This is a genomic window from Streptomonospora nanhaiensis, assembly GCF_026642255.1.
GTDB lineage: Bacteria > Actinomycetota > Actinomycetes > Streptosporangiales > Streptosporangiaceae > Nocardiopsis > Nocardiopsis tropica.
On the sequence record NZ_CP113264.1, the window covers coordinates 3681765 to 3703474 of the forward strand.

Annotated in this window: 18 protein-coding genes; 10 read left to right on the plus strand and 8 right to left on the minus strand. The window is 74.2% G+C overall.

Translation table 11 applies throughout. The features are described 5' to 3' along the window. The first annotated feature begins 435 nt into the window (after positions 1–435). Positions 436–1047 carry a hypothetical protein gene (locus tag OUQ99_RS15950; protein ID WP_267944540.1) on the plus strand — a complete coding sequence of 204 codons (612 nt, stop codon included), beginning with the start codon at positions 436–438 and terminating at the stop codon, positions 1045–1047. A 298-nt stretch (positions 1048–1345) separates the two neighbouring features. Here OUQ99_RS15950 and OUQ99_RS15955 read toward each other — a convergent pair whose 3' ends face one another. Together OUQ99_RS15955 and OUQ99_RS15960 are read right to left on the minus strand one after the other, a co-directional pair. Then, entirely contained in the window at positions 1346–2665 is a 1320-nt protein-coding gene (locus tag OUQ99_RS15955) for a helix-turn-helix domain-containing protein (protein ID WP_267944541.1), read from the minus strand. A gap of 367 nt (positions 2666–3032) precedes the next feature. Then, positions 3033–4628: a PucR family transcriptional regulator gene (locus OUQ99_RS15960; RefSeq protein WP_267944542.1), complete on the minus strand. Its 1596-nt coding sequence runs from the start codon at positions 4626–4628 to the stop codon at positions 3033–3035. A gap of 248 nt (positions 4629–4876) precedes the next feature. On the opposite strand from OUQ99_RS15960, the gene OUQ99_RS15965 reads away from it, so the two are divergent. The 4 genes from OUQ99_RS15965 (at position 4877) to OUQ99_RS15980 (ending at position 10591) form a co-directional block, all read left to right on the plus strand. After that, positions 4877–6376 (plus strand): sodium:solute symporter, encoded by a 1500-nt coding sequence (locus OUQ99_RS15965; RefSeq protein WP_267944543.1) that lies wholly within the window; start codon positions 4877–4879, stop codon positions 6374–6376. A gap of 72 nt (positions 6377–6448) precedes the next feature. Further along, positions 6449–7402 (plus strand): agmatinase, encoded by a 954-nt coding sequence (gene speB / locus OUQ99_RS15970; RefSeq protein ID WP_267944544.1) that lies wholly within the window; start codon positions 6449–6451, stop codon positions 7400–7402. A 4-nt stretch (positions 7403–7406) separates the two neighbouring features. After that, positions 7407–9032, plus strand: a complete 1626-nt coding sequence (locus OUQ99_RS15975) for a thiamine pyrophosphate-binding protein (RefSeq protein WP_267944545.1) — start codon at positions 7407–7409, stop codon at positions 9030–9032. Positions 9033–9148: 116 nt separating this feature from the next. Next, on the plus strand, positions 9149–10591 hold the full coding sequence (locus tag OUQ99_RS15980; protein WP_267944546.1) for an aminobutyraldehyde dehydrogenase: 1443 nt from the start codon (positions 9149–9151) through the stop codon (positions 10589–10591). A gap of 45 nt (positions 10592–10636) precedes the next feature. Here the strand turns inward: OUQ99_RS15980 and OUQ99_RS15985 are convergent, their stop codons facing one another. From OUQ99_RS15985 to OUQ99_RS15995, 3 genes are all read right to left on the minus strand, one after another. Then, complete coding sequence (locus tag OUQ99_RS15985) at positions 10637–11263, minus strand: TetR/AcrR family transcriptional regulator (RefSeq protein ID WP_267944547.1); 627 nt, start codon at positions 11261–11263, stop codon at positions 10637–10639. A 204-nt stretch (positions 11264–11467) separates the two neighbouring features. Beyond that, positions 11468–12304, minus strand: a complete 837-nt coding sequence (gene ddaH, locus OUQ99_RS15990; RefSeq protein WP_267944548.1) for a dimethylargininase — start codon at positions 12302–12304, stop codon at positions 11468–11470. 229 nt (positions 12305–12533) lie between these two features. Continuing rightward, positions 12534–13511 (minus strand): Ku protein, encoded by a 978-nt coding sequence (locus tag OUQ99_RS15995; RefSeq protein WP_267944549.1) that lies wholly within the window; start codon positions 13509–13511, stop codon positions 12534–12536. A 205-nt stretch (positions 13512–13716) separates the two neighbouring features. Here OUQ99_RS15995 and OUQ99_RS16000 point away from each other — a divergent pair, with 205 nt between their 5' ends. The 3 genes from OUQ99_RS16000 to OUQ99_RS16010 all read left to right on the plus strand — a co-directional run bounded on the left by OUQ99_RS16000 (position 13717) and on the right by OUQ99_RS16010 (position 17462). Further along, positions 13717–14811: an alcohol dehydrogenase catalytic domain-containing protein gene (locus tag OUQ99_RS16000; RefSeq protein WP_267944550.1), complete on the plus strand. Its 1095-nt coding sequence runs from the start codon at positions 13717–13719 to the stop codon at positions 14809–14811. 195 nt (positions 14812–15006) lie between these two features. Then, complete coding sequence (locus OUQ99_RS16005) at positions 15007–16671, plus strand: FAD-binding dehydrogenase (protein ID WP_267944551.1); 1665 nt, start codon at positions 15007–15009, stop codon at positions 16669–16671. A 149-nt stretch (positions 16672–16820) separates the two neighbouring features. Further along, positions 16821–17462 (plus strand): Uma2 family endonuclease, encoded by a 642-nt coding sequence (locus tag OUQ99_RS16010; RefSeq protein ID WP_267944552.1) that lies wholly within the window; start codon positions 16821–16823, stop codon positions 17460–17462. Positions 17463–17525: 63 nt separating this feature from the next. Here the strand turns inward: OUQ99_RS16010 and OUQ99_RS16015 are convergent, their stop codons facing one another. Continuing rightward, entirely contained in the window at positions 17526–17786 is a 261-nt protein-coding gene (locus OUQ99_RS16015; protein ID WP_267944553.1) for a hypothetical protein, read from the minus strand. Positions 17787–17803: 17 nt separating this feature from the next. Further along, a complete protein-coding gene (locus OUQ99_RS16020; RefSeq protein WP_267944554.1) occupies positions 17804–18712 on the minus strand; it encodes an SPFH domain-containing protein in 909 nt (302 codons plus the stop codon). Between the two features lie 105 nt (positions 18713–18817). Between OUQ99_RS16020 and OUQ99_RS16025 the strand changes: the two genes are divergently transcribed. Beyond that, complete coding sequence (locus OUQ99_RS16025; protein WP_267944555.1) at positions 18818–19315, plus strand: PH domain-containing protein; 498 nt, start codon at positions 18818–18820, stop codon at positions 19313–19315. Continuing rightward, positions 19312–21183 carry a PH domain-containing protein gene (locus OUQ99_RS16030; RefSeq protein WP_267944556.1) on the plus strand — a complete coding sequence of 624 codons (1872 nt, stop codon included), beginning with the start codon at positions 19312–19314 and terminating at the stop codon, positions 21181–21183. Before OUQ99_RS16025 ends, OUQ99_RS16030 begins: the two co-directional genes overlap by 4 nt. A gap of 54 nt (positions 21184–21237) precedes the next feature. Here the strand turns inward: OUQ99_RS16030 and OUQ99_RS16035 are convergent, their stop codons facing one another. Beyond that, the gene (locus OUQ99_RS16035; protein WP_267944557.1) at positions 21238–21597 is read right to left on the minus strand and encodes an STAS domain-containing protein; all 360 of its coding nucleotides are present in this window, start codon (positions 21595–21597) and stop codon (positions 21238–21240) included. Positions 21598–21710 lie beyond the last annotated feature (113 nt).

Below are 21710 nucleotides of genomic sequence, written 5' to 3' on the forward strand. Positions count from 1 at the left end.
CGGCAGGGTGTCGGCCGGGACCCGGGTGCGGTCTTCCGGTACGACGCCCGTCGTGCCCCCATGGTTCACACGGTGCCCCTGTGGCGGCTGGGCCGCGGGGGTCGGGTGAGACGGTCGGGTCGGTCGAGCCGTGGGTGAGCACGGTTCGGTAAATGTGCTGAGTGTAGCCCAGCCCACGGCCCCGGGTCCGGGGGGAAGGGCCTTCCGTGCTGTTCGCCACACCGACCCCCCCGTCTCCTTCATCCCGAATCGTCCTCATCGTGGCTACCCATCCCCCGCGGTCGACTCACGGGGGGATGACGAGAATATGAGGAACTGTTCACGCTTCTCCTCCGAGTCGGACATAGGCCCCATCTTTCCCATCAGCGACATTGGTCGCATGGGGCACGCGGGTCCGTGGGGCCGCCGCCCGGCCCGACATTCCAGGGGGAAGCCATGAGAGTCCGCTCGACCACCGTCCTCGTCCCGCTGGCCGTCCTCGTCCTGGGCGGGGTGCTCGCCACGTCCTGCTCCCCCGGCGGGGCGCACGACGCGGAGGCCGACGCGGCGCGGGTCGAACTGGAGCAGGCGGCCGACGCCCTGTCCGCGACGGCACTGCGGCCGGGAGCCGAGCGCGCCTTCGCCCGCGAGGGACACCCCGTCCCGGGGGGCCTGATCTGCGGCAGCCGCCCGCAGGGAGACCCGGCCGCCTCCCCGGCCGCCTCCGTGGCCCCGGGCCCGAACCGGACCGCCGGCACGGAGGGGTACGAGGCGTCCGCCTCCCCCGAGCCCCGCGGCGGCCGGCTGGAGGTCCACTGCACCGGCGAGACCGAGGACGGCGCGCGGGCGGTGTTCGAGGGGCGCCTCCTGCGCGGGGCGCTGGCCGAGCGGGAGGCGGGCGACGACAGCCTTCCCGGGAGCTTCACCGGGAGCGTCGACGGCGAGCAGGTCTTCACCATGGACTGCTTCCAGTGCTCCCCCGCGGCCGAGGACGCCGGGGAACGGGAGCCCGGCGGCGAGGAACCCGGGACGGAGAAGGCGGAGAACGTCGAGGAGGCCCTCGACTAGGGCTCCGGCGCGCCCGCGCCCCCGTGGTGCGCGGCGGGACGTCCCGGAGGAGACCACCTCGGGGGACGTCCCGCCGCGTCGCGCGGCGGCCTCGGGCTCTCCCCCGATACCCCGAACGACCGCCTGGGCCCCGCAGCGCGTACTTCCCTCCCCGTGGCCCCCCTCAAGGCCCGAAGGTCGTGAACGCGCCGGTGGACCGATACTCCGGTCGCCGTGCCCTCTCCGGCCCGGCGACCGCCCCGGCCGGGGCCGCGCAAGCACAGTCCACCGCACCCGGGAACGGGGCGCAACGGTTGCACTAGGTTGCGAGAAGATCGCGCAGAGCAACCGAGCGGTCGCCCGACCTCAGTGCCTCGCGGAGGTCCCGGACGCCGGGCGCCACCGACCCGGGCAGCAGGTCGGTCGGGGCGGGCGGGGCGACGACCCGTACCAGGACCTCCTCGCTGAACCGGTAGGGGCGGCTCTCGATGATGCCGCCCAGGTGCCGGCGCAGGCGCGACAGCTCGGCCCGCACGGTCACGACGTGGCCTCCCGCGCCGAACACGGCCTGCGACAGCTGTGCGCCCGTACGCCCCTCGCGGTGGCCGGCCAGCAGCAGGAGCAGTTCCGCGTGGCGCGGCGTCAGCCGGTGCGTCCACTCCCCGCTGGCCCCGGCGACCGCCACCGTGGGGGCGGAACGGGTCAGGTCCAGGGTGACCGTGGCCCCGCCGCTCTCCCGCTCCGGCCGGGGGCGCACCAGCCAGCCCCCGGGCAGGGGCTCCAGCGCGCACTCCCCCAGTGCGGGGAGCCAGGCCGTCCCCGTGTCCCGCTGCGTGGGCAGCAGGACCCTGCGGACCGGCTCCATGTGGACGGCGGCGGCCGTCCACCCGGCGTCGTCCACGACCAGGGCGCGCTCGCTCATCCCGGCCAGCAGGGGCGCCGCCACCGAGCGCAGCCGCTCCAGATGCGTGTGGTGGATCCCCTGGAGGTGGGCCTCGGCGAGCTGGGCGACCGCGCTGACCAGCGCCAGCGTCGCGGGGTGGATGGTGGAGACGGGACCGGTCACGTCGATGGCGCCGAGCAGGCGCCCGTCGCGGGGGTCGTGGATCGGGGCGCAGGCACAGGTGAGGGTGTGCAGGCTCCGGACGAAGTGTTCGGCCGAGTAGACCTGCACGGGACGTCCCACGACCAGGGCCGTGCCGATGGCGTTGGTGCCCGTGCTGCCCTCGTTCCAGTACGCGCCCTCGACCAGCCCCACCCTGTCGCCGACCGACCGCATGCGGTGCGAGCCCTCGCGCCACAGGACCTGCCCGGCGGAGTCGGCGACCAGCATGATGTGGTCGGCCTCGTCCGCGACCGAGACGAGGGACCGGCGGATCAGCGGGAGGACCGCCGCGATCGGGGAGGCGTCGCGGTTGCGCTGGAGCTCGTCCACGCGCGCCACCCGCGGGGGCGGCGCACTGTCGGGGTCGATGCCGAAGCCGCGCATCCTTCCCCAGGAGTCCTCGATCACGGGGCGCAGCGGCGCGGGCGCGGGACGCCCGGTGAGCGAGGCCTCGTGCACCCGTCTGAGCATGAGCGCGTGCTCGCGGGCATCGGCCCCGGCGGGCAGGGCCGTGTCCAGCGGAGGAAACGACATGTGGCCCCCTGACTTCGGGTTCGCTACGGAGATACCAAGTGTCCAGGCTGAGCCCCGACAGGGTGAGGGAACCGGAACACGCGCACGATTCGGAACCGTGGTCGGCGCACAACTTCCGCTTTCCCAGCGAAAACCGGGTCCGTACGCCGCACATGGCAGCCGCTGCCCCCGCCGGGACGACGATGTGCGCGACCAGGATCGGGCACCGCGCACCCCGAATCGGGGAATTGGCCGGAAGCGGCCACGCCCGCACGGGCGAGGGCAGGTGGGAGGGGCCGGTCCGGGCCCGTGCACGTGCGTGCGCGTCGCGCATCCGCACGTGCGGCCGGGCCCGGACCGGAGCGCGGCGGAGGTCCCGGGAGCGCGGTCAGGGGCCTGGCCGCCACCGGGTGAGCGCGAACCACAGGCGCATGCGCTGCTCGGCGTCGGCCAGGTCCACTCCCAGGTCCCGCTCGATCCTGCCGATCCGGTAGCGGACGCTGTTGCGGTGGGCTCCGAGGTCGGCCGCGGCCCGGTCCCAGTTGCCGTGGCGGGTGAGCCAGGCCCGCAGGGTCGCGCGCAGGAGCCCCGCGGGAGCGGTGTCCTCGGCGAGCGGCCCCAGGACGCCGCGTGCGAGCGCGTCCGCGCCCAGCGGGTCCAGGAGGGCCTCGAAGGGGTCGGTGTCCTCCTCCCACAGCAGCGGGCCCCCGGCCGCGCGGGCGCGGGGGAGGAGGGAGGCCGCCGCGCGGTCGGCGGAGGACAGCTCCTCGGGGGAGACCGGGCCGCTCAGCACGCCGATCCACCCGTGGAGCAGGAGCAGGTCCAGCCCTTCCCGGTGCGCGGCGTCGCCGCGGTCCGCGAGGACTGCGCGCAGCAGTCCCGGCGGGCCGGGGGCGGCGTCCAGGACCCGGGTGTCCAGGGGCAGGCCGGCGGGAGCGGTGTGCCGCCCCCGGTCGGCGGGAAGGGCGTGCAGGACGCGGTAGGCGCCGGCGTGGCCGTCCCCGCCCCCGGTGAGCCCGGCGAGCAGGGGCAGGGCCTCCTCGGCGACCCCTCCGTCCAGCAGCAGGGCGGTGAGGAGGCGGCCCGGGGCGGGCGGGGCGCCCCGGTCGGTGCGCGCGAGGAGGTCGAGCAGCGCGGTCGCGGTGCGCAGGACCGCGCGGTCGGTGATGCCGAGGGGGTCGGGGCGCCCCACCAGGACCACCCCGTGGTCGTCGGGGGGCGAGCCGACGGTGTGCAGGAAGACCTCGTCCGCGCCGTACCGCGCCTTGGCGCTGCGGGGACCGTGCGGGAGGGTGAGCCGGGCGACGAGCCCGTGGAGGTCGGGGTCCAGGTCCCGGGGCGCGCCCGGCGTCGCGTGCCGTCCACCGGCGGCGGCCCCCGTCCGCGCCGGTGCGGCCTCCCCGGACGCGGCCGGGGTCCCGGCGTCCGGGGCCCCGGGCGGGACGCGGGCGAGCAGCGCCCACCCTCCGAGGGCCTCGGCGAGCACCCTCAGGACGCGGTCCACCGGCGCGTCGGCGGTGACGGCCAGGGCCAGTGCCTGGTGCGCCTCCCCGAGGCGGCGCAGGTCGCGCAGCCGCCGCTCCTCCAGCTCCGCGCCGACGGCCTGGCTGACGGCGGCGAACGGGGTGGGGCGGGGGACCGCGACCAGCGGCAGTCCGCGCGCGTGGCACTGCTCGACCAGGCCCGCGGGGACGGTGTCGTGGACGGGGGTGACTCCGAAGCCGACCGCGCTGACCCCGGCGCCGACCACGGCGTCGACGTAGGCGCGCAGGCCGGCGGCGGTTCGGGGCAGGTTGACCCCCGCCGTGAGCAGGAGTTCCCCGCCGCGCAGGTAGGCGGAGGGGTCCGTCAGCTCGCTGACCACGGCCCAGGCGATCCCCGGGTCGCCCGCCTCGACGACGGTGGCCAGCGCCAGGTCGCGGCGGCCCGTGACCACGCTCAGCGGCACTGTGTGGACGTCGGTGCGTCGGGCCCGGTCTGCCACGGCGTTCCCCTTCTCCCCGCCCCGCGCCGCAGGTTCCGGCGCCGGGTGCCTCGTGTCCCCCGTGTTGCGCACAGGGGTGCGCCGACCGCACTTTCTGGATGGTTCGCACATACAAGGAGGTTTGACGGTGCGGTTCGTCCACTGGAGCGTAGTCGAGACGCTGCCTAGTCTGTCCGAAGTCCGTGTGACCTGTGTCAATGTCGCCGCTGTTCACTCCCCCGTACCCCCGCGTCCACATTTGGAGTGCCATGACCGTCGACCTCGCGGTGATCGCCGCCTATCTCCTGGGTATGGTCGCCCTCGGCTGGTGGGGCATGCGCCGCGCCACCAGCAAGTCCGACTACCTGGTCGCCGGACGCCGCCTGGGTCCGCTGATGTATGCGGGCACCATGGCCGCGGTCGTGCTCGGCGGCGCCTCCACCGTCGGCGGCATCGGCCTGGGATACACCTACGGCGTCTCCGGCGCCTGGCTGGTCGTCGCCATCGGCGTCGGCATCCTCGCGCTGCACCTGTTCTTCGCCAAGCGCATCTCGCGGCTGCGGGTCTTCACCGTCTCCGAGATGCTGGACCTGCGCTACGGCGGCAACTCGCGGGTGGTGTCGGGCCTGGTCATGTGGGGTTACACCTTCATGCTGACGGTGCCCTCCACCCTGGCGTTCTCCACCATCTTCAGCGGCCTCTTCGAGCTCCCGCGCGCGGTGGCGATCATCCTGGGCGGCTCCATCGTGGTCCTGTACTCCACGATGGGCGGCATGTGGTCGGTGACCATGACCGACATGGCCCAGTTCGCCATCAAGACCATCGGGCTCGTCCTCATCCTGACGCCGGTGGCGATCTGGTCGGCGGGCGGCTTCTCCGGGATGCGCGAGTCCCTGGACCCCTCCTACTTCAGTCCCACCGCCATCGGCGGGGAGACGATCCTGACCTACTTCGTCATCTACTCGCTCGGCCTGCTCATCGGCCAGGACATCTGGCAGCGCGTGTTCACCGGCCGCGACGACCGGGTCGCCAGGGTCGGCGGCATCGGCGCGGGTGTCTACTGCCTGGTCTACGGCGTGTGCGGGGCCCTCATCGGCACCGCGGCGGCCGTTCTCTTCCCGGACCTGGCCAACCCCGACGACGCGTTCACCCTGATGGTCGACGCGACCCTGCCCGTGGGCCTCGCCGGCCTGGTGATCGCCGCCGCGCTGTCCGCCGTGATGTCCACCGCCAGCGGCGCCCTCATCGCCTGCTCCACGGTGACGTCCACCGACCTGTGGCCCCAGGTCCGCCGCCTGTTCGGGCGCGGCGGGGCCTCCCACGGGGGCGGGAACCGCGACGAGGTCGCCTCCAACCGCGTCTTCACCCTGGTCCTGGGCGCCGCGACCATCGGCGTCTCCCTGGCCGTCGACGACGTCGTCGCGGCGCTGACCCTGGCCTACAACGTGCTCGTGGGCGGCCTGCTGGTCGCCATCCTGGGCGGCCTGGTGTGGAAGCGCGGCACCCGCGCGGGCGCCCTGGCCTCCATGCTCACCGGGTCGGTGGCCGTCATCGTCACCATGGCCCTGACCGGGATGCTCGCCAACGAGCCGATCTACGTGGGGCTCGGCACCGCCCTGGTGGTGTACGTGGCCGTGAGCCTGCTGACCCCGCCGACGGACCCGGCCGTCCTGGCCGCCTGGCAGAGCCGCCTGCGCGGCGACGACGCACCGGAGGGGGCCGGGGCCGCACCGGCCGCCGTGGACGCGCCCGCGCCCCGGGACGGCTGACCCGCACCGACCGACCGCACCGACCGCGGCCCCCACCGGCCGCACCGACGACGAGAAGGACCGGACCACGCGATGAACGCACCGATCGGACCCACCGACTCCAGCCTCGTACCGCGCTTCGCCGGGCCGGCGACCTTCGCCCGCCTCCCCCGCATCGACCAGGTCGAGAAGGCCGACATCGCCGTGGTCGGCGTCCCCTTCGACACCGGGGTCTCCTACCGCCCCGGCGCCCGCTTCGGCCCCTCCGCCATCCGTGAGGCCAGCCGCCTGCTGCGCCCCTACAACCCGGGCCTGGACGTGTCCCCGTTCGCGCACGCGCAGGTCGTCGACGCCGGGGACATCGCGGTCAACCCGTTCTCCATCGGCGACGCCGTGGAGACCCTGGACGAGGGCGCCTCCCGGTTCGTGCGGGAGGGAACGCGCCTGGTCACCCTGGGCGGTGACCACACCATCGCCCTGCCCCTGCTGCGCTCGCTGCACCGCGTGCACGGGCCGATCGCGATGGTGCACTTCGACGCCCACCTGGACACCTGGGACACCTACTTCGGCGAGCCCTACACCCACGGCACCCCGTTCCGGCGCGCCGTGGAGGAGGGCATCCTCGACACCGAGGCCATCTGCCACGTGGGAACCCGCGGCCCCCTCTACGGCAAGAAGGACCTGGAGGACGACCGCCGGTTCGGGTTCGGCATCGTCACCTCGGCCGACGTGATGCGCAAGGGCGTGGACGAGATCGCCGACGCGCTGCGCCAGCGCATCGGCAACCGCCCCCTGTACGTGTCGGTGGACATCGACGTGCTCGACCCCGCGCACGCGCCCGGCACCGGCACCCCGGAGGCGGGCGGCCTGACCAGCCGCGAACTGCTGGAGATCCTGCGCGGCCTGGCCGCCTGCAACCTCGTGGGCGCGGACGTGGTGGAGGTCGCCCCCGCCTACGACCACGCGCAGATCACCGCCACCGCGGCCTCGCACGTGGCCTACGACCTGGTCAGCGTCCTGGCCCTCCACCACACGACGGGAGCCTGAGCCCATGGGAGCTCCGCGCAACGGCGGGGACCTGGTCACCGAGACGCTCACCGCGCTCGGCGCGCGGGTGGCCTTCGGCATCCCCGGCCAGCACGCGCTGGGGCTGTTCGACGCGCTGCGCCGGGCCCCGGGGCTGAGGTTCGTCTCCAGCCGGGTCGAGAACAACGCAGCCTTCGCCGCCGACGGGCACGCCCGGCTCACCGGCGAGGTGACACCGCTGCTGGTCTCCACCGGGCCCGGGGCACTGCTCACGCTGGCCTCCCTCCAGGAGTCCCGGGCGTCCAGCGCCCCGGTCCTGGTGATCAGCAGCCAGGTCCCGCGCGCGGGCCTGGGGGGCGGGCGCCACGGGTACCTGCACGAGCTGCCCGAGCAGTCCGCGAGCTTCGCCAACGTCACCAAGACGGCGTTCACGGTGCGGCACGCCTCGCAGATCCCCTCGGCCCTGGCCGGGGCCTGGCGGGCCGCGGCGAGCGCCCCGGCCGGTCCCGTCCTGGTGGAGATCCCGCAGGACGTGCTGCTGGAGCCGACCGTGGTGCCCCCGGTGGAGGACGTGGACCCGGCCCCGGTCCCGCTCACGCCGCGCGCCGAACTGGTGGCCGAGGCGGCCCGCCTGCTGGACGGGGCCCGGCGCCCGAGGATCCTGGCCGGGGGCGGGGTGAGCCGCTCCGGGGGGCGGGACGCGCTGGTCGCCCTGGCCGAGGCCCTCCGGGCTCCGGTGGCCACCACCTTCGGGGGCAAGGACGCCTTCCCCTGGGACCACCCGCTCTCCCTCCAGTCGTGGATCGAGGACCGGCACACCACCGACTACCTGGAGGGGGCCGACGTCCTGCTCGTGGTGGGTTCGGGGCTGGGCGAGCTGTCCAGCAACTACCACACGTTCGCGCCCCGGGGCCGCGTGGTCCAGGTCGAGGCCGACCTGGGCAAGCTGGAGTCCAACCACCCCGCGCTCGGTGTGCACGGCGACGCGGCCTCAACCCTCGCCGGCCTCGCGGAGGCGGTGACCCGCCGTCCCGCCGACCCGGCCGTGGAAGGGGAGGTGGCGTCCGTGAAGGCCGCTGTGGCCGCCCGCCTGGACGCGCAGGACCTGGCAGCGGAGCGCGCCGTGCTGGCGGCCGTGCGGGAGGCCCTGCCCGACGGGGCGCCCAGCTTCTGGGACATGACGATGCTGGCCTACTGGGCGTGGTCCGCGTGGGACCCGCGCGGGGGCGGTGCGTACTCCGCGCAGGGGTCGGGGGGCCTGGGGTACGGGTTCCCCGCCGCCCTGGGCGCCGCGGCGGCCGGGCGCGGCCCGGTTCTGGCCGTCTCCGGGGACGGGGGCGCGATGTACTCGGTCGCCGAGCTGGCCACGGCCCGCCAGCACGACCTGGACGTGACGTGGCTGGTCGTGGACGACGGCGGCTACGGCATCCTGCGCGAGTACATGGAGTCGTCGTTCGGGGAGGCCACCCACACCGAGCTGGCCCGACCGGACTTCGTGGCCCTGGCCGGGGCGTTCGGGGTGCCCGCCACCCGGACCTCCCCGGAGCGGCTGCGCGAGGACCTGTCCGCCGCCCTGTCCCGGCCCGGCCCGAACGTGGTCGTGCTGCCCATGGTGCTGGGGCTGTTCGCCCCCACCCACCTGGACGGGTAGGGCCTCCGCCGCCCTGGCCCGGCCCGCCGGGCGGGCGGGCCGACCGGACGGCGCGCAGCCACCGGTCGGCCCGGCTCCCGGCCTCCCGACACCACCGCAACCGACGCGAGGACACCATGCGCATCCACGAGTTCGACACACTGCCCGGCTTCGTCGACGGAGAACCCCTGGCGCCCGCGGACGGGCGCGTCCAGGACCTGGTCGACCCCGTGACGGGAGAGGTCGCGGGCAGGTCCGGGGTCTTCGGCCCCGGGGAGGTGGAGGCCGCCGTGTCCTCCTCCGCCCGGGCCTTCCGGCTCTGGCGCCGGGGCGGTACCCCCGCCCGCCGCCAGGACGCCCTCCTGGCCCTCGCCGACGCCCTGGCCGCCCGGGCCGGGGAGTTCGCCGACGCCGAGTGCCGTGAGACCGGCAAACCCCGCGCGTCCGTGCTCGACGAGGAGATCCCGTTCTGTGTGGACACCCTGCGGTTCTTCGCCGGGGCCGCGCGCCACCTGGAGGGGCGGGCGGCGGCCGAGTACCTGGAGGGGCACACCTCGTGGATCCGCCGCGAGCCCGTGGGCGTGTGCGTGGGCATCACCCCGTGGAACTACCCCCTGATGATGGCGGTGTGGAAGATCGGGCCGGCCCTGGCCGCCGGGAACACCGTGGTGCTCAAGCCCGCCGAGACCACGCCGACCACCACCGTCATGCTCGCCGAGGCCGCCGCGGAGGTCCTGCCCCCGGGCGTGCTCAACGCGGTCGTGGGCGACCGCGACACCGGCCGCCTGCTGGTGGAGCACCCGGCGGCGCGGCTGGTGTCGATCACCGGCTCCACCCGCGCGGGCGTGCAGGTGGCACGGGCGGCCTCCGCCGACCTGAAGCTGCTGCACCTGGAGCTGGGCGGCAACGCCCCGGTCCTGGTCTTCGACGACGCCGACCCGGCCGGCGCCGCCGCGGGGGTGGTGGCGGGGGCCTTCCTCAACGCGGGCCAGGACTGCACCGCCGCCACCCGGGTCCTGGTGCACGAGGGCGTCCACGACGCGTTCGTCTCCGAACTGACCGCACGGGCTGCCGCACAGGTCACGGGGCGCCCCTCGGACCAGCCCTCCGACTTCGGCCCGCTCAACAACGCCGACCAGTTCGCCCGGGTCACCGGGCTCCTGGAACGGCTGCCCGGGCACGCGGTCGTGGAGACCGGCGGGCACCGCGTGGGCGGGGAGGGGTTCTTCCTGGCGCCCACCGTCGTGTCCGGGCTCCGGGCCGACGACGAGATCGTGCGCGAGGAGGTCTTCGGCCCCGTCGTCACCGTCCAGCGGTTCGCCACCGAGGAGGAGGCGGTCGGGCTGGCCAACGGCGTGGAGCAGGGACTGGCCTCGTCCGTGTGGACGGCCGACCACGGGCGCGCCCTGCGCGTCAGCGGTGAGCTGGACTTCGGCGCGGTGTGGATCAACAGCCACGGGGAGCTGGTGTCGGAGATGCCCCACGGCGGGTTCAAGCACTCGGGCTACGGCAAGGACCTGTCGGCGTACAGCCTGGAGGACTACACCCGGGTCAAGCACGTGATGAGCGCGCTGCGCTGACCGCGGGCGGACGGTCCCGGGCCCGGACGGGGCTCGGGGCCTCCCTCAGGGCGCGGTGGCCGCGCGCCGGGCCCGCAGGTGCGACCAGGTGAGCTCGGTGACGTGCCCGGCCATGGCGTCGGGGCTCTCCTCCGGGTGGTCCAGGAGCCAGTCGGCGTAGGCGTCGGCCGTGCTGACGGCGATGCGGGCCAGGAGCTGCGCGTCCTTGGCGCCGTGCTCGTCCAGGAGGCCTCCGGTGCAGCTGGTGATGAGGCCGGCGACCTCGTCCATGACCCGGTCCCTCATGCGCGTGGCCTCCGCGGCGAACGGCTCCCCCTGGACGGCGGCGCGCCGGTACAGGACGGTCCAGCTCTCACGGTTCCCGGTCACGAAGGTGAAGAAGGCGTGCATGCCCCGGCGCAGGGGGTCCTCCCCGGAGCGGGCCCGGGGGTCGTGGACCGCCTCCCGGATCGCGGCGATGAGCCGCTCGCCCTCCCTGTGCACGCAGGCCGTGAAGATCCCCTCCTTCGAGCCCAGGTAGTGGTACACCGTGGGCTTGGAGGTGCCGGCCGCCTCGGCGATCTCCTCCACCCTGACGGAGTGGTAGTCGCCACGGGAGAACGCCGTCACCGCGGCGTCGATCATCTGCTGTTCCCTGATCCGTCGCGGAAGTCTGCGCTGTGTGGTCTTCACGACCCCAGACTTTATTGCGGCGGGGGCGCGGGTCCAGGGCCGCTTGTCACACGCGCCGCCCGCCCCGCGGGGCGCCGGCGGCCCGCGCATGCGTGACCTGTGGCGACGGGCGGACCGCCGTCGGCCCGCGGTGGTATTTCCCACACCGGGCCGGTGCGGGCGGCCGGGCGCCGCGCACGGGTGCGCGGGACCCGGCCGCGCCCGTCACACCGGGTCGGGCGTGTCGCGCAGTTCCAGGGTGCAGCACTTGGCGCCGCCCCCGGCCTTGCGCAGCTCGTCCATCTCGACCGGGTGGACGGTCCGGCCGAGCTCCCTCAGGCGGTCGGCGAGGGCCGTAGCCTCCGCGGCGACGACGATGTCGTTCCCCGCGCAGACGGCGTTGAGGCCGAGCACCGCCGCGTCCTCCTCCGTGGCCAGCAGCGCGTCCGGGTAGAGCGCCCGCAGCACCTGGCGGCTCCCCTCGGAGAAGGCCCCCGGGTAGTAGGCGACCTCTCGGCCCGAGAGCGCGAACAGCGCGGTGTCCAGGTGGTAGAAGCGCGGGTCGACCAGTTGCAGGGTGACGACGGGGCGTCCGAGGAAGCGCTCGGCCTCCTGGTGCGCGGCGGCCTCGGTACGGAACCCGGTGGCGGCCAGGACCACGTCGTCCAGGGTGACGAAGTCCCCCTCCCCCTCGTTGACGTGCTTGGGCTCACGGGTCTCGGTGTAGCCCGCCTTGCGGAACCAGTCCAGGTAGGCCGGGCCCTCGGGGGTGCGCTCGGCGCTGGCGAAGCGCGCGCCGTAGACCCGGCCGTCCACGACCAGGGCGCCGTTGGCCGCGAAGACCATGTCCGGCAGGCCGTCGACGGGCTCGATCTCGCTGACCCGGTGCCCGAGGCGGAGGTAGAGGTCGCGCAGCCCCTCCCATTGCCGGATCGCCCTTTCCCTGTCCACTCCCGCCGCCGGGTCCATCCAGGGGTTGATGGCGTATTCGATCGCGAAATAGGTCGGCCGACACATCAGGTAGTGCCGCGCTGCCGGTGCCGATGCAGCCGGACGAGCCATGGGACCTCCCGTGAGACGCGCGGAACGCTGTTCAGCCCTCGGTGGTACACGCATTTACCACATCGTGGTTCCCGCACGGATGAAGAGGAGATACCCTCCCCCGGAGTTCCGGCAACAGACCGTTTTTCCAGAATTGCCCCCCGGGCCCCGCCCCTCCCCCGGCCCCGGTCCGGAACAGGGCGCGGCGCCGGTCCGAGGAGGGCGCCGCGCCCCGCCCGGCGGGCGCCGGTCACCGGCGGCGGCCCGCGCCCGCCCGGCCGACCGCCTCCTCCAGTTCGTCCCTGCTCATCCTCGAGCGGCCCGGGACCTCCAGCTCCGAGGCCTGCCGGAGGAGTTCGCGCTTGGTCCGGCGGCCCTCGGCTGCGCCCCTCGCCTCGGCGCGGACGGTGGCGGGCCTGCGCGGCACGGGGGCGCGCCCCCGCTTGTGCGGGCGGTTGGGCAGGCTCTGCCGGAGCGCCTCGCCGATCGCGCCGACCTCCCCTCCCCCCTCCGAGCGGTCGGGGCGGTGGGAGAACGTGCTCCCCCGGGCCTTGGCCCGCACCAGTTCGGTGAGCCGCCTGCCGTAGCTGTCCTCGTAGTCCCCGGGGTCCCACTCCACGGACAGTGCCCTGACGAGCTCCTGGGCCAGTTCCAGCTCGCCCTTGCCGGGCTCGGCGCCCGTGACGGGCGGCATCACGTCGTCCGGGTCCCGGACCTCGTCCGGCCACCACAGGGTGGAGGCCGCCAGCACCCCCCGGTGCGGTTGGACCAGGACCGGGTACTCGCGCTCCCGCAGGACGACGGTGGCCGCGCCCACCCGGCGGGTCCGGTCCAGGGCCGCGTGGAGGAGGCGGTAGGCCTCGGTGTCGGCGGGGCCCCGGGGGGACACGTAGTAGGTGGACGCGTACCAGAGCGGGTCGACGGCCCCCTCCGGCAGGAAGCCGTGCATCTGCATGGTGCGCGAGCCCGCCGGCAGGATGTCCTCCAGCTCCTCGGGTTCGAGGACCACGTACTCGTCCTCGATCCCGGTGCGCGCCCCGCGCACGACCTCCTCGGGGGCGACCTCCTCCCCGGTGCGCTCGTTGACGCGCACGTAGCGGATGCGGTCCGCGGTGCCCCGCTGGAACTGGTGCAGCACGGGGCCCCTGCGTTCCCGGGCGCTGTAGAGGCGCACGCCGATCGGCACCCGACCGAACATCAGGGTTCCCACCCAAACCGGATTGACCATGATCCCTCCCTCTGCCTCCCATCATCACTCCCACCGGGCAGGACTCCGCCCACGGAGGGCAAAGGGGAGGTCAGGTCCACCGGACGGCGGCCGTCCCGGGCGACCGCGGCCCCGCGGCGCGCCGGGGCGGGAGGCAGCGCCCCGGGATCGGACCGACCGGTCGGTATTGCTACTGTCGCGGCAATCCCCGATTGGAGTTGCTCCCATGAGTACGACCGTCAAGGCCGCCGTCTTCTCCGAGCAGGGCGCGCCCCCCGAGATCCGCGACCTGGTCCTGCCCGACCCCGGCCCCGGACAGGTCCGGGTGCGCATCGCCGCGGCCGGCGTGTGCCACTCCGACCTCTCCCTGTCCAACGGGACCCTGGTGCAGAAGTGGCCCGCGGTGCTCGGCCACGAGGGCGCGGGGACCGTCGAGGCCGTGGGCGAGGGCGTCACCGGCGTGGTGCCCGGCCAGTACGTCATCCTCAACTGGGCCCCGGCCTGCCGGGAGTGCTGGTTCTGCCTCCAGGGCGAGCCCCACCTGTGCGAGCACGCCCTCGACGGCGCGGCCCGACCGTACGCCGAGCTGGCCGACGGCACCCCCGTCCACCCGGGCCTGGGCTGCGGGGCCTTCGCCGAGGCCACCGTCGTCCCCGCCCGCGCCGTCGTGCCCCTGCCCGACGGGATCGACCCCTCCGTCGCCGCCGTGCTGGGCTGCGCGGTGCTCACCGGCTGGGGCGCCGTCAACAACTCCGCGGCCGTGCGCGCGGGGCAGACGGCCGTGGTGCTCGGCCTGGGCGGGGTCGGGCTGTCGGTGGTGCAGGCCGCCCGCCTCGCCGGCGCCGACCAGGTGATCGCCGTGGACGTGTCCCCCGACAAGGAGGAGCTGGCCCGGTCCCTGGGGGCGACCGACTTCCTGATCGCCGACGAGACGCTGACCCGGTCCGTGCGCGGGCTGACCGGGCGCCGGGGGGCGGACCACGCGTTCGAGGTGGTCGGCTCCGCCCGGGTGGTGCGCTCGGCCTGGGACGCCACACGGCGCGGCGGGACGGTCACGGTGGTGGGCGTGGGGGCACTCGAGGACGAGGTCTCGTTCAACGCCCTGGAGCTCTTCCACCAGGGACGCACCCTGCGCGGGTGCGTCTACGGCTCCAGCGACCCCGAGCGCGACATCCCGGTGATCGCCGCGCACGTGCGCTCCGGCGGGCTGAAGCTCGCCGCGATGGTCACCGACGAGATCTCCCTGGAGGGGTTGCCGGAGGCCTTCGAGCGCATGCGCCGGGGCCTGGGCGGGCGGTCCCTCGTGCGTTTCGGCGCCTGAGCCCGCGGTCGGCGCCGCCTCCTCCCCACGGGACGGCGCCGACCGCGGAACACCCGCCTCGTTTGTCACGGTGTGACAAATGATGTGGCGCAGGACACACGACACCCTTGTCGGCGGGGGCACGGCGCGGCACAGTCGTCACCATCGCGCACACCGTGCCCTCCGGGCGCGGACCATCCGAGGGGAAGGAACCAGATGAGCAGCGGAACCGACCGAGCCGACGCGATCGTCGTCGGAGCCGGACTGGCGGGGCTGGTCGCGGCCGCCGAGCTGGCCGACGCGGGAAAGAGGGTGGTCCTGCTCGACCAGGAGCCCGAGCAGTCCCTCGGCGGCCAGGCGTTCTGGTCGTTCGGCGGCCTCTTCCTCGTGGACTCCCCCGAGCAGCGGCGCATGGGTGTCAGGGACTCCCGCGAACTCGCCCTCCAGGACTGGATGGGCACCGCGGCCTTCGACCGCCCCGAGGACGAGTGGCCGCGCCGGTGGGCCGAGGCCTACGTGGACTTCGCCGCCGGCGAGAAGCGCTCCTGGCTGCACGCCCAGGGGCTGCGGATCTTCCCCGTCGTGGGCTGGGCCGAGCGCGGCGGCCACCTGGCCGGCGGACACGGGAACTCCGTCCCCCGCTTCCACATCACCTGGGGCACCGGTCCCGGCGTGGTCGCGCCCTTCGAGCGCCGGGTGCGCGCGGCGGTCGAACGGGGCCTGGTCACGCTGCGCTTCCGGCACAGGGTGGACGAACTGGTCGTGACCGACGGGACCGTCACCGGGGTGCGCGGCGCCGTCCTGGCCCCCAGTGGCATCTCCCGCGGCCAGGCCAGCAACCGCGACGTGGTCGGCGACTTCGAGATGGCCGCGCAGGCGGTCGTGGTCACCTCCGGGGGGATCGGCGCCAACCACGACCTGGTCCGCAAGAGCTGGCCCGAGCGCCTGGGCGCCCCTCCGAAGCACATGCTGTCGGGTGTGCCGGAGCACGTGGACGGGCGGATGCTCGGCATCACCGAGCGGGCGGGCGGGCGGATCGTCAACCCGGACCGCATGTGGCACTACACCGAGGGCATCCGGAACTGGAACCCCGTCTGGGCCGGGCACGGCATCCGCATCCTGCCGGGCCCGTCCTCCCTGTGGCTGGACGCGACAGGCAAGCGACTGCCCGCGCCCTGCTTCCCCGGGTTCGACACCCTCGGCACACTCGACCACATCATGCGGAGCGGCCACGAGTACACGTGGTTCGTGCTCTCCCAGAAGATCATCGAGAAGGAGTTCACCCTGTCGGGCTCGGAGCAGAACCCCGACCTGACCGGCAAGGACCTCAGACTCCTCCTCCAGCGCGTCCTCCCCGGCGCCCCGGACCCCGTGGAGGCGTTCAAGGAGCGCGGCGCGGACTTCGTCGTCGCCGACAGGCTGCCCGCGCTCATCCGGAAGATGCGGGAGATCGCCGGGGACGGGGTGCTCGACGCCGACACCGTCACCCGCGAGGTGGTGGCCCGCGACCGCGAGATGGCCAACACCTTCACCAAGGACCTCCAGGTCATGAGCATCCACTCGGCACGCACCTACCGGGGCGACAAGCTGGTGCGGGTGGCCAGGCCGCACCGGATCCTGGACCCGAAGGCCGGCCCCCTGATCGCCGTGCGGCTGCACATCCTCACCCGCAAGTCCCTGGGCGGCCTGCACACCGACCTGGACGCGCGTGTGCTGGGGGCGGACGGCGCCCCGGTGCCGGGCCTGTACGCGGCGGGCGAGGTCGCCGGTTTCGGCGGCGGGGGCGTGCACGGCTACCGGGCCCTGGAGGGGACGTTCCTGGGCGGATGCCTCTTCTCGGGCCGCATCGCGGGCCGGGCCGCCGCGTCCGCCGTCGGCTAGCGTCGCGCGTCGGGGATCCCGCCCCCGACCCGGGTTACGGCCGACCGCCCAAGATGAGAGGGGAGGTCGTCTATTCACGAGTTTGTCGATTCCGGCCCACGACCGCCCCTCCTCCACAATCCTGGTCCTCATGCATATGAGGAGGCATGATGGCAGTTGTGGCTAGCGGCAGGACCGTCCCGAAACCGGGGCCGCTCACAGTGGACGACCTTCAGCACACGCCGGACGACGGACGGCGCTACGAGCTGGTCGACGGGCGGCTTGACGCGGCTCCCGCTCCCTCCAGCCTGCACACGCTGGCCACCGGGCGCCTCACCGCCCACCTGAGCTACGCCGCACCCGTGGGAATGCTCGTGATGGACGGCCCGGGCATCACTCTCGACACGGAGCGGACACGGCACCGGATACCCGACGTGGCCGTGATCCGGAGCGAGGACTTCCAGATGCCGTACACGACGAGGCCGCCAGTGCTGGCGATCGAGGTGGTCTCCCCCGAGAGCGTCTTCCGCGACCACCACACCAAGCGCCGCGAGTACGCGGAGTTCGGCGTCCCCTCGTACTGGGTCATCACCCCCGACCGGGACAAGGCGAGCATCATCGAACTGCGGCTGGAGGACGGCGAGTACGCGGAGGTCTCGGCCGCGTTCGGGGAGGAGGTCTTCGAGACCAGCGTTCCCTTCCCGGCCCGGATCGTTCCGCAATGGATGCTCAGGCTCGACGGCGACTGGCGCGCGCACATCGCCGGACCGGAGGAGACCGAGGAGACCACGAGGCCCCCGGCCGGGGACTAGGCCGCACACGGCGAACGGCGCCGGGCACCTTCGGGTGCCCGGCGCCGTCGTGGGCGGGGGGTGTCACTCCTCGGTCGGTTCCTGGGACTCCTCGCCCCGGGGCTCCTCCACGGGCGCGTCCTGCTCCGGCGCGGATCTGCGCGGTCTGCCCCGGCGGGGGATGACCCCGGCCTCCTTCGGCATCCGCCCCGCGTCGTCCAGCGCCCGGCGCAGGAGGAACTCGATCTGTGCGTTGGTGCTGCGCAGCTCCTGCCCGGCCCACCGCGCGAGCGCGTCGTGGACGGCGGGGTCGAGCCGCAGCAGCACCTTCTTGCGATCGGGCACGGCCGCCTCCCCCCGTTTTACTGGTACAGGGTCCCGGTGTTGACGACGGGGCTGGCGGGCCGGTCGGAGCACAGCACCACGAGCAGGTTGCTGACCATCGCGGCCTTGCGCTCCTCGTCGAGCTCGACCACGTTCTCCGCCGACAGGCGGGTGAGCGCGCGGTCCACCATGCCGACGGCCCCCTCGACGATCTCCTGACGGGCGGCGATCAGGGCGCTGGCCTGCTGGCGCTGGAGCATGGCCTGGGCGATCTCCGACGCGTAGGCCAGGTGGGTGAACCGGGACTCCACGATCTTGACGCCCGCGGCCTGGACCCGCTCGCCGACCTCCCTGGAGAGTTCCTCGGTGATGAGGTCGGCGCTGCCGCGCAGGGACCGGCTGGTGTCGGCGTCGTAGGAGTCGTAGGGGTAGTAGCCCGCGATGTGGCGGACCGCCGCCTCGGTCTGGATGGACACGAACTCGACGAAGTCGTCCACCTCGAAGGAGGCGCGGGCGGTGTCCTCGACCTGCCAGACGATGACGGCGGCGATCTCGATGGGGCTGCCGGAGGCGTCGTTGACCTTCATGACGGAGGTCTCGTGGTTGCGGATGCGGGTGGAGATCCCCTTGCGGAGCGTGAAGGGGTTGACCCAGCGCAGGCCGTCGGTGCGGACGCTGCCGACGTAGCGGCCGAACAGCTGGACGACCTGGGCCTCGTTGGGCGCGACCATCGTCAGCCCGAACGAGAGCCCCAGTCCGACCAGTCCGACGACGATGCCGACGCCGATCAGGAGGGGCGGCAGTCCGAGTATCGGGAGCAGGGCGGTGCCCACGCCGCCCAGGACCAGCACGAGGCTGATCACGGCGAACAGGATGCCGTCGTGGCTCTTCGCCGTGTGCTCCCTGTACTCGGGCGCCGGTGTGGTGGGCTGGCTGGTTTCGGCCATCGCTTCTTCCGTTCTCTTCAAGGTGATGACTCGAGCATAGCATTGTGATATCACTTTTAATAGCGAACGGCCCACAGGGCCCCGAAGAGAGGAGACGTGGAAGCGATGACCACAGACGCGCCGCGCCTGCGCCCGCCCCACCACCGCGTGGACCGACGGGCGATCCGGTGGTGGACGACACGGTCGCTGGCCGTGACCGTCGTCCTCACGGCGATCCCCCTCGTCCCCGCGATCATCTGGGAACCGCCGCGCGCCTGGTTCCTGCTCGCCACCGCCGTGGTCGGCGGGGTCGGACTCCTGATCACCGTCCTCATGCCGCAGTGGCGCTACCGCGTCCACCGGTGGGAGGTCACCGACACCGCCGTGTACACGTCCAGCGGATGGATCTGGCAGGAGTGGCGCGTGGCCCCGATGTCGCGCATCCAGACCGTCGACACCGCGCGGGGCCCGCTCCAGAGGATGTTCGGCCTGTCCAGCGTGACCGTGACCACCGCCTCGGCGGCGGGACCGATCGAGATCGCGGGCCTGGACCACGTCCGGGCCACCGAGGTCGCGGAGCAGCTCACCGAGACCACCCAGGCGACCCCGGGAGACGCGACATGAGCACCCCCGACGAGCACAGGCAGCCCCTGGGCGAGGGCGGACCGGCCCTCCCGAACGAGCCGGAGGGCCTCACGGCCGGCGGCTCCCCCCTCCCGCCGCCGGCCGGCGGCGCGGACGCCCACGACCCCGTCGGGGCGGACGGCCCGGAGGCGGGGAACACCCCCGGCGCGGGCACCGCTGCCACCGAGGACGATGGCTGGCGGCGGCTGCACCCGTTGAGCGTGTGGGCGAGCACCCTCGTGGCGGGCGCGTTCCTCGTTCCCGGGGCGATCGTCGCCACCGTGGTCCTGGTGATCGCGGGCCAGCCCCTGTGGGCCCTCGCCCCCGTTCCCGGCGCACTCGCCTTCCTCGCGCTCATGACGTACCTCGACCTGCTGCGGCTGCGGGCCACCCGCTACCGGGTCACCGTCGAGCGCATGGAGGTGCGGTCCGGGATCATCGCCAAGTCGTACCGCTCCATCCCGCGCGAGCGCGTGCGCAGCGTGGACGTCGCCGCCCCCCTCTACGCCCGGGTCTTCGGCCTGTGCTCGGTGACGGTCGGTACCGGCGAGCAGGTCGGCGCGGGGTCCGAGCAGCTCCAGCTGCTCTACGTCACCGCGGAGCAGGGCGAATGGCTGCGCCGCGAACTCCTCCACCGGGGCGCCTCCCGGACCGCCGGGGCCACCGCCGCCGGGGAGGACCCGGCCCCCGGCGACGACGGGGGGATCGAGGTCGAACTGGCCCGGCTGGACCGGCGCTGGTTCGCCTTCGCCCCCGTGACCACCGCCACGGTGGGCGTGGGCCTCGGTGTCATCGCCACGCTCCTGGGGGCGAACGCCCAGAGCAACGGCGCCCCGTGGCGGTGGATCTCCGACCGGGCGAACCTGCCCAGCGGCGAGGAGATGGCCTCCTTCGTCGTGGGCCAGATACTGCTCGTGGCGCCCCTGACCCTGCTCGGCCTGCTGGTCTCCGGCGTACTCGTCGTGACGGCCGTGGCGGTGGAGACCTGGTGGGACTACCGGCTCACGCGGGAGGCGGACGGCACCGTGCGCCTGCGCCGAGGCCTGCTCACCAGCGTGTCGCTGTCGGTGGAGGGGCGCCGTCTGAACGGCGTGACCCTGTACGAGCCGTTCCTGCTGAGGTCCGCGGGCGGCGCGGACGTGCGGGCGGTCGCGACCGGCCTGGGCGCGGCCGACGACCAGAAGGCCAGCGCCAAGAGCCGCCTGTCCCCGGCGATGCCCCGGGAGCTGGCGCGGGGGCTGGCCGCCGACCTGATGCGGACGCAGGACTCGCCCCTGGACGTGCCCCTGGCCCCCCACCCGCGGGCGGCGCTGCGCCGCCGGCTCACCCGCGCGGGGTACGCCACGGTGCTGGCCCTGGTGCTGGCAGGGGTCCTGGCCTGGCTCCACACGCTGGCGTCCGAGGCGTGGTGGGAGGCCGCGCACGAGGTCGAGGAGTACATCATGCCCGTTCCGCTGACGGTCCGGGCCGTGGAGTCCGCTCCGGGCTGGGGGTGGGCGGTGGTCGCCGTGCTGCTCGGCGCGGCGGCGTTCTGGTACGCGGTCGGCTCCTACCGGGGGCTCGGCCACGGGCTGCACCCGCGCTACCTGGTGGTCCGGCGGGGGATGGCGGTGCGCAGGACGGTGACCCTGGAGAGGGCCGCCGTGATCGGCTGGCGGATCACCAGGTCGCCGTTCCAGCGGCGGCTGGGCCTGGCGGACGTGGCGGCGACCACGGCCGCGGGCGAGGGGATGTACGCGGCGGCGGACGTGGGGCTGGGTGAAGGGCTGGCCTGGGCCGACGAGGCGGTGCCCGAACTGCTGGAGCCGTTCCTGGTGCGCGGCGGCGGGGGGCCGGCGGGCGGTCCCGGGGTCCCCGACCCGCGCTGAGGGCCGCGTCCCGGCCCCGGGCCCCTGGTGCGGGGGCCCGGGGCCGGCGTCGGCTCACGGTCCGCCGGGGACCGTGTCGCCGATCGGGTCGCCGTTGACCCGCAGTCCGCTGGTGTGGGTCAGTGCCATCTCCAGGATCGGGTAGATCTCGAACAGGCGCCCCATGCCGAGTGCGTCGAGCACGCGCGCGGCGATGGGCGCGGGTTCGGCGAGCACCACGTGGCGCCCCTCAGCGGTGAGGGTCCTGAAGACCGACACGAGGGCGCTCACCCCGCTCGCGTCGAAGAAGTCGAGCCCCGACATGTCCACGACCAGGCAGTCGCACCGTGAGGCGTGCGCGGCCTGGAGCAGCCGATCGCGCATGCGGTCGGCGGTGGCGAGGTCCACCTCGCCGTGGACGGGCACGACCGTCACACCTGTACAGCGGAAACGCTCCTGGGCAGAGAACCGGGCATCCATCACCACTCGGGCCACCTCTCACCGGACGTAACCTTTCCACTACGCAACCGCGTACGAGATCGTAGCCT